The sequence below is a fragment of the Roseovarius sp. THAF9 genome (assembly GCF_009363715.1).
Lineage (GTDB): Bacteria > Pseudomonadota > Alphaproteobacteria > Rhodobacterales > Rhodobacteraceae > Roseovarius.
Genome location: NZ_CP045404.1, coordinates 1,194,557 through 1,208,076, shown reverse-complemented (window position 1 = coordinate 1,208,076; position 13,520 = coordinate 1,194,557). Strand labels below are relative to the sequence as shown.

At 60.6% G+C, this 13,520-nt stretch carries 14 protein-coding genes; all 14 read right to left on the bottom strand.

Annotation, left to right across the window (positions count from 1 at the left end; all coding sequences use genetic code 11):
- Window positions 1–26 precede the first annotated feature (26 nt).
- The gene (gene zwf / locus FIU86_RS05945; protein ID WP_152474224.1) at window positions 27–1,478 is read right to left on the bottom strand and encodes a glucose-6-phosphate dehydrogenase; all 1,452 of its coding nucleotides are present in this window, start codon (window positions 1,476–1,478) and stop codon (window positions 27–29) included.
- Window positions 1,479–1,482: 4 nt separating this feature from the next.
- A complete protein-coding gene (gap, locus tag FIU86_RS05940) occupies window positions 1,483–2,514 on the bottom strand; it encodes a type I glyceraldehyde-3-phosphate dehydrogenase (RefSeq protein ID WP_152474223.1) in 1,032 nt (343 codons plus the stop codon).
- A 94-nt stretch (window positions 2,515–2,608) separates the two neighbouring features.
- On the bottom strand, window positions 2,609–3,535 hold the full coding sequence (locus tag FIU86_RS05935) for a carbohydrate kinase (RefSeq protein ID WP_152474222.1): 927 nt from the start codon (window positions 3,533–3,535) through the stop codon (window positions 2,609–2,611).
- A 1-nt stretch (window position 3,536) separates the two neighbouring features.
- Window positions 3,537–4,997: a mannitol dehydrogenase family protein gene (locus FIU86_RS05930; protein ID WP_152476968.1), complete on the bottom strand. Its 1,461-nt coding sequence runs from the start codon at window positions 4,995–4,997 to the stop codon at window positions 3,537–3,539.
- 38 nt (window positions 4,998–5,035) lie between these two features.
- Window positions 5,036–6,040: an ABC transporter ATP-binding protein gene (locus FIU86_RS05925; RefSeq protein ID WP_152474221.1), complete on the bottom strand. Its 1,005-nt coding sequence runs from the start codon at window positions 6,038–6,040 to the stop codon at window positions 5,036–5,038.
- A gap of 15 nt (window positions 6,041–6,055) precedes the next feature.
- A complete protein-coding gene (locus tag FIU86_RS05920) occupies window positions 6,056–6,886 on the bottom strand; it encodes a carbohydrate ABC transporter permease (protein WP_152474220.1) in 831 nt (276 codons plus the stop codon).
- Window positions 6,887–6,896: 10 nt separating this feature from the next.
- A complete protein-coding gene (locus FIU86_RS05915) occupies window positions 6,897–7,763 on the bottom strand; it encodes a carbohydrate ABC transporter permease (RefSeq protein WP_152474219.1) in 867 nt (288 codons plus the stop codon).
- A gap of 123 nt (window positions 7,764–7,886) precedes the next feature.
- On the bottom strand, window positions 7,887–9,197 hold the full coding sequence (locus tag FIU86_RS05910) for a sugar ABC transporter substrate-binding protein (RefSeq protein ID WP_152474218.1): 1,311 nt from the start codon (window positions 9,195–9,197) through the stop codon (window positions 7,887–7,889).
- Between the two features lie 115 nt (window positions 9,198–9,312).
- Window positions 9,313–10,344 carry a LacI family DNA-binding transcriptional regulator gene (locus FIU86_RS05905; protein ID WP_152474217.1) on the bottom strand — a complete coding sequence of 344 codons (1,032 nt, stop codon included), beginning with the start codon at window positions 10,342–10,344 and terminating at the stop codon, window positions 9,313–9,315.
- A gap of 513 nt (window positions 10,345–10,857) precedes the next feature.
- The gene (locus FIU86_RS05900) at window positions 10,858–11,286 is read right to left on the bottom strand and encodes a cytochrome c (protein WP_216647204.1); all 429 of its coding nucleotides are present in this window, start codon (window positions 11,284–11,286) and stop codon (window positions 10,858–10,860) included.
- A 42-nt stretch (window positions 11,287–11,328) separates the two neighbouring features.
- The gene (locus FIU86_RS05895) at window positions 11,329–11,637 is read right to left on the bottom strand and encodes a hypothetical protein (protein ID WP_152474215.1); all 309 of its coding nucleotides are present in this window, start codon (window positions 11,635–11,637) and stop codon (window positions 11,329–11,331) included.
- 49 nt (window positions 11,638–11,686) lie between these two features.
- Window positions 11,687–12,025 (bottom strand): chaperone modulator CbpM, encoded by a 339-nt coding sequence (locus tag FIU86_RS05890; RefSeq protein WP_152474214.1) that lies wholly within the window; start codon window positions 12,023–12,025, stop codon window positions 11,687–11,689.
- A gap of 14 nt (window positions 12,026–12,039) precedes the next feature.
- Window positions 12,040–12,957: a DnaJ C-terminal domain-containing protein gene (locus FIU86_RS05885; protein ID WP_152474213.1), complete on the bottom strand. Its 918-nt coding sequence runs from the start codon at window positions 12,955–12,957 to the stop codon at window positions 12,040–12,042.
- Window positions 12,958–12,987: 30 nt separating this feature from the next.
- Window positions 12,988–13,434 (bottom strand): thioredoxin domain-containing protein, encoded by a 447-nt coding sequence (locus FIU86_RS05880; RefSeq protein WP_172977446.1) that lies wholly within the window; start codon window positions 13,432–13,434, stop codon window positions 12,988–12,990.
- Between the last annotated feature and the right edge of the window lie 86 nt (window positions 13,435–13,520).

The following is a 13,520-nucleotide window of genomic DNA, read 5'->3' as shown; positions in this document are numbered from 1 at the left end:
TTCCCACCAGAGTTTTCTCTGTGTCGTCATGGCTGTATTTCGCGCCAGCGGCGTCCGTCGCGATGTAGCAGCATCAGCGCATCTTCCGGTCCAGCACTACCGGCATCATAGGGCGCGGGCACATCGCGGTATTCCTCCCATCGGCGGATGATCGGGTCGACCCAGGCCCAGGCGGCCTCGACCTCATCCCCACGCATGAAGAGTGTCTGATCACCGCGAATAACGTCCATCACCAGCCGCTCGTAGGCATCCTGAGTCTCGGCATGGGAGCCGAGCGCCTCGGCAAAGGTCATGTCGAGCGAGACTTCGGCCACGCGCATACCGCCGGGCCCCGGTTCCTTGATCGTTGTGCGCAAAGTGATGCCCTCGTCCGGCTGCAGCCTGATAATAAGAGCATTGCCGCGGCGACCGTCCATCTTGGGAAAGATCATGTGCGGTGGGTCGCGAAACGTGATCGCAATCTCGGAGGTGCGCGCACGCAGCTTCTTCCCAGTTCGCAGGTAAAAGGGCGTTCCAGCCCAGCGCCAGTTACCGATATTGACCTTCATGGCGATGAAGCTTTCGGTCAGGGTTTGCGGGTCGCCTGCGTGATCGCGATACCCGCCGTCGCCGTTCGCGGCGCGATATTGTCCTCGGGCGATACTGGCGGGCTCTACAGGATCGAGCGCCTCGATCACCTTGACTTTCTCGTCGCGTACCGCATCGGGCCTTAACCGCGCAGGTGGCTCCATCGCCGTGAGGCACAGGAGCTGCATCAGGTGGTTCTGCACCATGTCCCGCATGGCGCCGGAACGGTCATAGTATTCGCCCCGGCCCTCGACGCCGAGGCTTTCGGCCACGGTGATCTGTACGTGGTCGATATGCGTGGAATTCCACAACGGCTCCCACAGTGAGTTGGCAAAGCGCAGCACCATCAAGTTCTGCACGGTTTCCTTGCCCAGGTAGTGATCGATCCGATAGATCTGGCTCTCGTCGAAGCCGCGTCGCAAATCCGCGTTCAGCGCCTTTGCTGAGGCAAGGTCGCGACCAAAAGGCTTTTCCACGACGATCCGGCTCTCGGGCGTGGCAAGACCGTGCGCACTCAGATTGCTTGCGATCGAGCCGAAGAGCGTGGGCGAGACCGATAGATAGAAGGCCCGCACCGCGTTGGGGCGCAAAATCTGGCCCAGTTCGCGCCACCCCGTATCGCCCGTGGCATCTACGCAGACATAATGCAGCGTTTTCAGGAACGCGGAGATCTCGCGGCCTTGCTCTGCCGCCTTCGGCGCAAATTCTTCGAGGCTGTCACGGATCAGCTGGATAAATGCTTCATAGGTCGTCTCGGTCCGGGCGGCGCCGATGATGCGCGCCTCGGGCGGCATCTGTCCCACAACGAAACGGTGGAACAGGCCCGGAATGATCTTGCGCCGCGCAAGGTCACCGGTCGCGCCGAAGATAACCAGGTCGAACGGGTCGACGGGGATGACGCGCGACACCATCGCGTCAGCTTGCCAGCCTTTGGGGGGCCGCGTCGCTAAGCAGCCGACCCATGCGTCGGCCCGTGTCGATCATACGGTTGGAGAAGCCCCACTCGTTATCGTACCAGCTGACGACGCGTACCAGCCCGTCCGCTGTCACCGCTGTCTGGGCCGCGGCCACGCATGAGGAGTGCGAGTCGTGATTGAAGTCGATCGAGACGAGCGGGTCCTCTTCGTAGGCGAGGATGCCTGCCAGTTGACCCGAGGCCGCGTTGCGCAGTGCGTCGTTCACAGCGTCCCGTGTAGCAGTTTTGTGAGGCATGAAGGTCAGATCGATGAGCGACACGTTGGGCGTGGGTACCCGCACTGCAGACCCTTCGAGCTTGCCTGCAAGTTGCGGCAGTACCAGCGAAATGGCGCGCGCGGCCCCGGTCGACGTTGGAACCATGGATAGCGATGCCGCACGGGCTCGGTAGAGGTCTTTGTGGCTGCTATCGTGACTTGGCTGATCCCCGGTGAATGAATGGATCGTGGTCATGTAGCCAGTCTTGACGCCGAACCCGGCATCAAGAACCATGGCAACGGGCGCAAGACAATTGGTGGTGCAGGAGGCGTTGGAGACGATTACGTCGCGGGAGGTGAGATCGGCATGGTTTACCCCGTAAACCACCGTGCGGTCGGCATCCTTTCCAGGGGCCGAAATGAGGACGCGCTTGGATCCGTTCTGCAAGTGCAACGCCGCCTTGTCGCGATCCGTGAACAGCCCTGTGCATTCATAGGCCACGTCCACGTCGCTCCAGGGTAGGTCACCGGGGTTGCGTAGCGCGGTAAGGCGAATACTGTGTCGTCCGACACGAAGCTCATCATCCGAGACGTTTATCGGTGCCTTCAGGCGACCATGCACGCTGTCGTATTTCAACAGATGGGCCAGCGTTTCCGCTGGTGCGAGGTCATTTATTGCAACGACGTCGATATCGTGCGTCTCGTTTTCGATCAAAGCGCGCAGAACGCCGCGCCCGATACGCCCGAAGCCATTGATTGCAATTCTGATCTTCATGTCATTTCTCCTTTGCAGCCGTGGTATGGAGCTTATGTTAGCGCTAACATATTGTTCCTGAGTATGGAACGGAATTATCCCAAGCCGGCCCATGTCAGATCTCCCGGGCCCAAGGCGGATTGGCTCCGGCGCGCGAGACGGTGATACCCGCGACCTTTGCGCCGTGTGCCATCGCATCTCGCAAGCTTTGAACCGACAGGGCGGCCAGCGCATCCTTGTGCATCTGGCCTGTCTCGGACAGTTTAGCAAGAACGCCTGCATTGAACGTATCTCCTGCGCCCACGGTATCGACGACCGTTGCTTGCGCGGCGGGCACATGCACCTCCGCGCCATCCCGCAGAAAGCCAATTGCACCTTCGCGACCAAGGGTCACGATGACAACTGAGGGTCCTTTGTCCCGCAAAATCGCGACCTTGCCTGTCAGTGACTGTGCGTCGGGAGCGATCCAGCCGAGATCCTCATCCGATACCTTAATGATATCCGATTGCCCCAACATTGCGTTCAGCCGCATGCGATAGCGGTCGACATCCTGAATAAAGCCGGGCCGGATATTGGGATCCAGCATGACCGCACGTGTCTTACCTTCCCGCGCCAGCAGATTGGCATATGCGTCCGCCGCCGGCTCGCACGCGAGACTGATACCTCCGAAGAAAAGCGCAGTGATCGCGCCCGGCAAGGCGGGCATCTCTTCTGAGGTCAACATCCGCCCTGCCGAGTTCTCGTCGTAAAAGCTGTAGGTGGCCTGCCCGTCGATCAGCTTCACGAACGCCAGCGTCGTAGGTCTGTCAGACCGGATCGCAAGGTCGGCGTCCACATAGCTGGCCGTCAGGGCGTCCGTCAGTTGCGTCCCGAACATGTCGGTTGAAAGACCGGTGAGCAGACCCGTGTCGGCCCCCAACCGGCCAAGTGCGATGGCCGTGTTGAAAACCGCGCCGCCGGGATGCGGAACGAAACCGTCCTTCCCGCCCGGCGCCGGGGCGGGGATCATGTCGATCAGGGCTTCACCGCAACACAGGATCATCTCAAGCCGCTTTCCTATTCAGAAAGTTGCGCAAGACTGACCGGGCATCGCCGGACCACACCGCTTCGATCTGCCGGGCAAAGGCGCGCGAGAATTCATCCTGCTGCCCCAGTGTCCCGAAAATCTCGGTCAAGGCGAGAAATGTCGCCGGGGTCTGCAGTGCCGGACGAGCTGCATCACGCAGCGCTTCTGCACGCGGATCATCAAGATCTGTGCTCTCGGCACAGTACCGGCACCACAGCGCCACCTCCAGCGCGAGTCCATCCACTGGACGCCCGGCCGCCAGCGCATCGATAACCGTGGGCAGAATGAACTTGGGCTGGCGGTTTGAGCCGTCTTGACAGAGACGGGCAACGGTATCGCGCACTTCGGGGTTGGCAAAGCGGCTGAGACAGGTTGCCAGATAATTGCGGTAGTCCACGCCGGGGATCGGGGTGAGCACCGGAATGACCTCGTCGTGCATCAAGTGCACAATCCAGTCGTAGATGTCCCGGTCGGCCACCGCATCATGTACGCAGTCATAGCCCATCAGTGCGGACGGATAGGACAGCGCGGCATGGCTGGCGTTCAGGATTCGCAGCTTCATCGTTTCGTACGCGGCAATATCGTCTACGAATTGCACGCCAACCTTTTCCAGAGCCGGACGGCCCAGCGGAAAGTTGTCCTCCATGACCCATTGCGTGAACGGCTCGCACAAAACCGGCGCAGCATCTTCGATGTCGAAGGTGGAGGCTACCATGGCGCGCTTTGCCTCCGACGTGGCGGGCGTAATGCGGTCCACCATGGAATTCGGAAAGGCGACCTGATCCATGATCCACTGATGCAACTCGTCCGATATCAGCGCCGCCAGCCCGGCCAGTGCCTGGCGCGCGACATGGCCGTTTTCGGGGATGTTATCGCAAGACAGGACCGTGGGCGGGGGATGGCCGTTCTCGCGGCGCAGGCGCAGACCGGCCAGTAGAATACCAAACACCGTCACCGGGGCGTCCGGCTTGGCCGCATCGTGCCGAATGTCGGGATGCGCGGAATCGAACGCGCCCGTGGCGGCATCTATGAAATACCCGCCCTCAGTGATCGTCAGCGACACAATGCGGATCTCAGGATCGGCGATACGCTGGATAATGGCTTGCGCGTCGATCGGGCAGAAATCAATCATCGCACCGGTCACGCGCGCATTGTAGGTCCCGGGGCTCAACTCAACCACGCAATTCAGCCAATCCTGGGGCTCCAGCGCGGCGCGTCGGGCGGCGTCGAAAGGCATGACGCCGGCGCCGACGATGGCCCAGTCATGATCAAGCCCCAGATCGAAAAGCCGGTCCAGATATGCCGCCTGGTGGGCGCGATGAAAGTTCCCCATCCCGATGTGCAGGATGCCCGGCGACAGGTCGGCGCGGTCATAGGACGGAACCGATACGCGTTCCGGGACCTTTGACAATGTGGAAAGCGAAAGTCGTGTCGTCATATCAGCCAGCCCGAACTCGGTGTTTTCCGTCTGTCGTGTCATTCGAACCGCAGGCCTTGTGCGTCGAACTTGTGAATCTGCTCGGCGCGTGGTGACAGGTGAATTTTGTCGCCGTGACGCAGCGTCACCTCACCCAGCGCCCGCACAGTCAGTGTCTCGGTCAAGCCGGTGTCATGGATGTGAAAGAACGTGTCGGAGCCAAGATGCTCGGCCACCCCGACCGTGCCTTTCCAGGTTCCGTTTTCTTCGACCACGTCGATATGCTCGGGCCGGATGCCGATAGTATGCGCGCCATGCTTGGCGGCCTCCGGCCCATCTATTAGGTTCATCTTTGGCGAGCCGATGAAGCCCGCAACGAAAGTGTTGCGCGGCGCACGGTAAAGCTCCAGCGGGCTGCCGACCTGTTCGATGCGGCCCGCTTTAAGCACCACGATCTTGTCCGCCATGGTCATCGCCTCGACCTGGTCATGGGTGACGTAGATCATTGTTGTCTTCAGTCGTTCGTGCAGCTCGCTGATTTCCAGTCGCATCCCCACGCGCAGCGCTGCGTCCAGGTTCGACAGCGGCTCGTCGAACAGGAACGCCGCCGGTTCACGGACAATTGCACGCCCAATGGCAACCCGCTGACGCTGCCCGCCGGAGAGTTGCCCCGGACGGCGGTCCAGATAGTCTTTGAGATTCAGTGCCTTGGCGGCCGCGTCGATGCGGCGGGCCTGCTCGTCCTCGGAAACGCCGGCCATCTTCATCGGAAATGCGATATTCTTGCGCACCGACATATGCGGGTAAAGCGCATAGGATTGGAACACCATGGCCAGGCCACGCTTGGCAGGCGGCACGTGGGTGGCGTCGTTGCTGTCGATGCGAATCTGGCCGCCGGTGGTGTCCTCCAGCCCCGCGATCAGCCGCAGCAAGGTCGACTTGCCACACCCCGAGGGGCCGACGAATACGGTGAAGTCCCCGTCTTCGATGGTCAGATCCAGCGGCGGGATCACTTCCACGTCGCCAAAGCTCTTGGAGACCTTGTCCAGTGTGATACGTCCCATTGTTCCCGTGTCTCCTTATTTGACGGCGCCGAAGGTCAGGCCGCTGACAAGTTGCTTCTGGCTGAACCAGCCGAGGATGAGGATTGGCACGATGGCCATGGTCGAGGCCGCGCTGAGCTTGGCGTAGAACAGACCCTCGGGGCTGGAGTAGCTGGCGATGAAGGCCGTGAGCGGCGCCGCTTTGGCCGCGGTCAGGTTCAGCGTCCAGAACGCCTCGTTCCACGCGAGGATGAAATTGAGCAGCAGCGTCGAGGCAATCCCGGGCACCGCCATCGGCGTCAGCACGTAAAGGATCTCTTCCTTCAGGCTCGCGCCATCCATCCGCGCCGCCTCGAGGATTTCACCGGGGATCTCGCGAAAATAGGTGTAGAGCATCCAGACGATGATCGGCAGGTTCATAAGCATGAGGACGATCACCAACCCGGTGCGGCTGTCCAAAAGGCCCAGCTGGATGAAGATTAGGTAGATCGGGTAAAGTACGCCGACGGCGGGCAGCATCTTGGTCGAGAGCATCCACAGCAGGATGTCCTTGGTTCTTTTCGAGGGAACGAAGGCCATTGACCACGCGGCGGGTACGGCGACCAGAATGCCCAAGATAGTCGAGCCACCCGCGATGATGATTGAGTTCCAAAGGAACCGCGCGTAGTCCGAGCGCTCCATCACCGTGGCGTAATTTTCCAACGTCCAGTCGAAGCCGATAAAGACGGGCGGATCGGCAATCGCCGTGGCCTCGGTCTTGAAGCTGGTGAGGATCGTCCAGAGGATCGGAAAGAAGATCAGCAGGCCTACCGCCCATGCGGCCGTGGTGTTGATGATCTTTCGTTGAGTAGTGACTGCGCGCGCCATGATGGCCTCCTCACTTGTCGAGGTTCTTGCCAACCATGCGCATCAGGAAGATGGCGATGATGTTGGCGAGGATGATGGCGTATACGCCGCCGGCGGAACCGAGCCCGACATTCTGGCTTTCCAGTACACGCTGGTAGATCAGGTAAGTCAGCGTGCGGGTTCCGAAGGAGCCCTGGGTCGTCACGAAGATCTCGGCGAAAATGCCCAAGAGAAAGATTGTCTGGATCAGCACAACAACGGTGATGGCGCGTCCCAGATGCGGCAGGGTGACATAGGCGAAGCGCTGCAGCGGTGTCGCGCCATCCATTTCGGCGGCCTCCAACTGCTCGCTGTCAAGCGACTGGATCGCCGTCAGCAAGATCAGCGTTGCGAACGGTAGCCACTGCCAGGATACGATCAAGGTGATGGATTGCAGAGATGCCTGGCTGAGCCATTCCAACGGTGCGGCCCCGAAGAATTTCCAGATATGCGCAAAAAGCCCATTCACAGGATCCATGAACATGTTTTTCCAAACCAGCGCGGACACGGTGGGCATCACGAAAAACGGTGAGATCACGAGAATGCGTACAACACCCTGACCCCACATTGGCTGGTTCAGCAGGATGGCCAGCAAGACACCGAAGACCACCGTGATGATTAGGACACCGCCCACGATGACAAGCGTGGCCCAGACAGACGGCCAGAACGCGCTGGACGTTACGAAGCGCACGTAGTTTTCGAACCCGACCCAACCCAGATCACCACCCCGCAAGGGAAGGTATTTCTTGAACGAAAAGAGCAGTGTCATGGTCAGCGGGACGAGCATCCATCCCAGCAGCAGGATCACGGCGGGGGCCATCATCAGGCGGGCCGCGGATCGGGAGTTTTGAGTTGCCATGGCTGATCTCTCCTGTTGACTGCCGCAAACGGCCGTCCTTGGATCAAACGGTGGTTTCGCGAAAAAGAATAGGTGTGGATCGGTGGGCGACGCGGCCTGCGCCGCCCGAGAGCGCGTCTGGGGTCAGTAGCCGGCGGCTTCGATCTCGTCGAGCGTCAGCATTTGTGCTTTGTCGAGCGCTTGTTCGACCGACTGCTGTCCGGCCAACGCAGCCGAGATTTCCTGGCCGACCTGCGTAGCGATGCCCGCAAACTCAGGGATCGCGACGAACTGAACGCCGGTATAGGGCACAGGCTTGACCGACGGGTCGGTCGGATCGGCCGCTTTGATCGAGCCGAGCGTCATCTCTGCCCAAGGTGCAGCGGCCTGGTACTCAGCGTTCTCATAGAGCGAGGTACGAGTGCCCGGAGGTACGTTTGCCCAGCCCTCTTTTTCGGCCACGAGCGCGGTATAGTCCTTGGACGTGGCCCATTGGATGAACGTCTTGGCCTCTTCCGTGGCATCCGAGCCTGCCGGAACGGCAAGCGACCACGCCCAAAGCCAGTTGCCGCGACGGCCCAGCCCATTGTCGGGCGCCAGCGCGAAGCCAACTTTGTCGGCAACGGTCGAGTCGTCGGGGTTGGTCACGAAGGACGCCGCCACCGTGGCGTCAATCCACATGCCACATTTGCCTTGCTGGAAAAGCGACAGGTTCTCGTTGAAGCCGTTGGTCGATGCACCCGGAGGTCCATAATTCGTCATCAGGTCCATGTAGAAATTGACCGCAGAGGTCCATTCTTCGCCATCCAGTTCCGGCTGCCAGTTTTCGTCGAACCAGCGCGCGCCGAACGAGTTGGCCATCGCCGTCAGGAACGCCATGTTCTCGCCCCAGCCCGCCTTGCCTCGCAGGCATATGCCATAAGTCTCATTTTCCTTGTCGGTCATCGCCGCCGCGGCTTCTTTGATGAAGTCCCAGCTTGGCGCTTCAGGCATCTCAAGACCGGCCTGCTCCATCAGGTCAGTACGGTACATAACCATGGAGCTTTCACCGTAGAAAGGTGCCGCGTAGAGCTCGCCATCCACGGTCAGACCGTTGCGGATCGCCGGCAGCAGATCGTCTGCGTCCCAAGCCTCGGGCATATCATTTAGGGACACCAGCCAACCTTGCTGGCCCCAGATCGGGACCTCGTAGGTTCCGATGGTCATGACGTCGAACTGACCGCCTTTCGCGGCCACGTCCTGTGTCACTCGCTGACGCAGGACGTTTTCCTCGAGCGTGACCCATTCAAGCTGGATTTCGGGATGCTGCGCCTCGAACTCGGACGCAAGACCCTGCATACGGATCATGTCGCCGTTGTTGACCGTGGCAATCGTCACTGTGGTCTCGGCGAAAGCCCCGCTTGCGGTCACAAGGACCATGGCGGTGGCGGCATAGAGTGATTTGATCTGGGACATCCGTTCCTCCCTAAACGTCCGATATGAGGAACAACTTAGTGGCCCAGCTTACGCGAAGTCAATTTTATTTTTACGCGCGTAAATAAACTTGAGTTTTTCTTATAGTGCCGAAGACTTAGGCAGAGTCGCGCATTACCAGCCTTCCCTCGAACAGGGTCTCCACTCGTGTCTCTGGCGATTCGCTCGTCTCGATGATTCGAAAAAGTGTACTCGCCGCGCGCTCGGCGATGGCGGCATAGTCTTGCGCAATCGTGGTCAGCGAAGGACAGGTGAACCGGGCATACGGATGATCGTCATGCCCTGCGATCCGAAGGCTGCACCCGCTGTGATGCCCAACCTTCAGGCCGAGGTTATACGCCGCTGACAGCATGCCGATCGCAAGCCGGTCGTTGCTGCACAACACCGTGTTGGTCGGAAAAACACTCTTTTTCAGCATTGCCCCGCCTTCTGTTTGACCAATTTCCTCGAAATCCCAGCCCCGGCCTTCGGCTTGGAAGATATGTGCGGTAAAGCCATGCTGCGCCATGCTTTCCTGATAGGCCTGTCGCCGCTTGATCGCATTCGGGTTGGAGGGTGTTTCCATCTCGAAGAAGCAGGGCGGCTCGCCACTCCGGCACAGATATTCCACGATCAAGCCGACGCTCTGGAAGTTGTCGGTACCGATGAAAGCTTCGCCCGTATTGTTAATATTGGCGTCGAATAGAACCAGCGGGACGTCGCGGCCGATCTTCTCAATGGTTTTGCGGTCGGATCCGCGCCCGAACGGTGCAAGCAAAACCCCTGCGGGTTTGAGAGACCTCAGTGACTCCAGATTTTCGGCCTCAAGCTCCGGCTTGCCATGAGAGCTGAGCAGGATTGGGCTGTAGCCTGCCTCGATGCAGGCCACCTCGACAGCGCGGCCGATCTCGTTGAAGAACGGGTCAGCGAGATAAGGCACTATGATCCCGATATTGCGCGTTGTCTGCCGGTTCTGGTTCATCGCGTACACATTCGGACGGTAGTCATGTTGATCCAGTGCGACCTCGATGCGCTGTCGCGTCGACTTCCGAACGCTGTCGGGATTGTTGAAGTATTTCGAAAGTGTGGGGCGCGAGATGCCGCTGACTGCGGCGAACTCTTCCATGTTGCGAATCTTGGAGTGTGGCATTCGGCGCCTTGCTGTTGTAACTGATACGCGCGTAAAATTAATATTTTACATACTTTCGAGCCAAGCGCGAGGTCAAGCACCTATACCGTTGCGATGAAGTTGAGATTAGGATCGCTTACAAATCACTTTAGCTTATGGAACTGCTACTTGCAGTGCGGGTTCGAAGAAAAATTGCTCTTACGAATAAGGGCATTCATTACTTTCTGTGTCGGACTTGCTTTGCTGCACAAGTTCCGATCGAGCCTTCCACACGAGATGGTAAGATAAAGGACAAAGTCTGACGCATAGCCGTCATTGAAGTTTCTTCTTGCGAAGGTCGCCTTTGGGCCGTTTGTTTCGCTCATGCGGGATGCGCGAAAAGCCAAAGTTCGCTGCAACTGCCAGCGGTTCATCTGTAAATCGAAAATCAGACAAAACCGCGATCAGATTAAATACTTCCTGCTCGCTTGGCGCCACATAAGCAAAAGCCCGGCCCTATTGCAGGCGATTGGACCAGAAACGTTGTCGCGCCACTCAAGGCACGTAGCGGGACGGTGGCGGGGACTGTATGCGTTCGAGATATTCAGCCACGGCGATGAGCCGGGCGGGCGTGGGTCTGACGAGGCCGTTGCCGCTGTCGAAATCCACCTTCGGTCCTTCGGTCAGTTCGGAAATGACCGGCATGTCCTCGCGTGGTTCGGTTCGCTTGGTGTAGCCGTCTATGATCGACATCACCTCGAGCATTGGCCAGACACCGCCCCGGCGGCTGGCGATTTTCGTGAGGTCGGCCGGGCGCGTTGCCAGACGCGCGGCCATTGGCCCGGTGCCGGTGCCGTCCCCTCCGTGGCAGACAGCGCAGTTCCGGGCGAAAATCGCCTGTCCGTCCTCGCGGGACACTTCCGGTTCGGGTCCCGGCATGCAGCCCGCAAGGAACAAGCCCATGGGGATCAATACGTGTTTCATCATGATTCCTTCGATTGAAGCGGTCAGGGCTGGTCGGGCATGTCATGCGCTCTGGCCGTCGAGCGGCCCCGGCAGCAGCAGGATCACCCGGCGGCGCTTTTCCATGCGCTCCTTGGCGCGCAGGAATTTCTGCCGGGCTGCCGCGAGCTGCACCAGTGCGCGTTGGCGCCGTTCGTAGATCTGGCGCAGGCGCGATTGCGGGCTGCCCATTGTCCAGCGATAGGGCAGGCTTTCCTCGGGGAACCATGCGCGTGCGGCGCAGCGTGCCCGGACCCAGCCGAGGTCGGCCTCGATGTAGCGCCGGTAGGTCACGGCGAGGAGCCGGCGGCTCTGGTCAAGATCCCTGTCCATGCGATTGTCCTTTCTTTCTGGCTCGTATCCTGTCCTTTCCGTCGTGGCGCTACTCCGGATCTTCGCGAAGCGCGGCGTAGCGGGCAACGATCTGCTGCTGCACGGTGTCCGGCTGTCCTTCGAGGGCGCGCTGGAGGCATTGAAGCTCGCGGCGACTCTGGTTCAGCCGGTCGATCAGCGACAAAACCAGCGGCAGGGCGTCGGCCGATATGGACATGTCGGTCTTCAGATCGCGCAGGAGGCAGATGCGGGCGACATCGACCTCGTCGAAGCGTGGGCCGGCCATGCCTTCCATCGGTTTGACCCAGCCCTTGCGCACCCAGAGGCGCAGGTCCCGGAGCGTCAGCCGCTCGACACGCGTGACAACGGTGCGTTCGTCGTAGCTCATGTAGTCCTCCTCAGTTATTCGCGCGGGTTGCTCTTTACGTGTGCGCGCCAATCTTTCGCGATGTCTTCCATCCGTGCGTCGATCTTTTTGGGCAGCACGATCCTGAGGCGCACGATCTGGTCGCCCTTGCCGCCGTTTGCGATCGGCAGGCCGCGTCCATTGAGCCGCAGCCTGTCACCGGACGACGTGCCTTTGGGCACGGTCATCGAGACGGTGCCGGAGATCGTGGGCACATCGACCTTCGCGCCCAGCACGGCCTCGTCGAACGTGATGGGCAGTTCGATTTCCACGTTGTCGCCCGCGCGGACAAAGAGCGGATGGGGCAGGATGGTGACGGTCACCAGCGCGTCCCCGGGCGGTCCGTCCCCGAAGCCGGGGCCGCCCTTGCCGCGCAGGCGCAGCGTCTGCCCGTCGCGGATACCCGCAGGGATGGTAACCTCCAGCCGATTGCCGTCGGGCATGGTGACCCGGCGCCGCGCGCCCTTGGCCGCGTCGAGGAAATCCACGTCGAGGTGATAGTGCGCATCGGCGCCACGGGCGTGGAATTCCTGCCGAAAGCCGCCTTGGCCGCCACGCGCCCTTTGGCCGAAAAGGTCCGAGAACAGGTCGGAAAAGTCCTCGGCGCCACCTGTCCCCGGCCCGGGATCGTAGCGGCGCGCGCCCTGTTGGCTGGCATATTGGTGGTAGAAGTCGCGCTCGGGACGCTCATGGCCCTTGGCGTCGATTTCCCCGGCGTCGAATCGGCGACGTTTCTCGGCGTTGCCGAGAATCTCGTAGGCCGCCGACACGGCCTGGAATTCGGCCTTCTTGTCGGCATCGCCCGGGTGCAGGTCCGGGTGCAGCTTCTTGGCCAGCTTGCGATAGGCCTTCTGGATCTCGTCCTGCGATGCCTTTTTGGCGACGCCAAGAACCTTGTAGGGGTCGTCACTCATTTTGCGGTTTCACACTCATGCTTGTCCAGTTCATCCAACGCTGCTTTTCCCGGCGATGCGCTTGACCCAGTCCGTTATCTTCCCGGCGGGCATTTCGCCGGTCTGGCGTCCAGCCTCGCCACCGGCGCGAAAGGCGATCAGCAGGGGGATGCCGCGTATGCCGTAGGTGCCGCTCGCTTGCGGGTTGGCCTCGGTGTCCAGCTGGGCGAAACGCGCCTGCCCGGAAAGCGTGGCGGCGTCGCTCGCGAATTCGGGCGCCATGGATCGGCACGGGCCGCACCACGCCGCCCAGAAATCGACGATCAGCGGCAGTTCGTCCACGCGGGCGGCTTTGCGCAGCACGTCGAAAGAAATGTCTTTCGGTGCCTTGTCGATCAGCCTTGCGCCGCAGGTGCCGCATTTCGGTCCGGCGGAAAGCCGATCTTCGGGAACGCGGTTGGTCTGCCCACAGGCGAGGCAGGTCAGTTTCACGGCCACGGCTCTACTCCTTTCGTTTTGGCCGAGTCTATTCCGCTTGTCGGGCCTTGTTATTGATACGCATCAATTGACGGTACGCCTTTGCG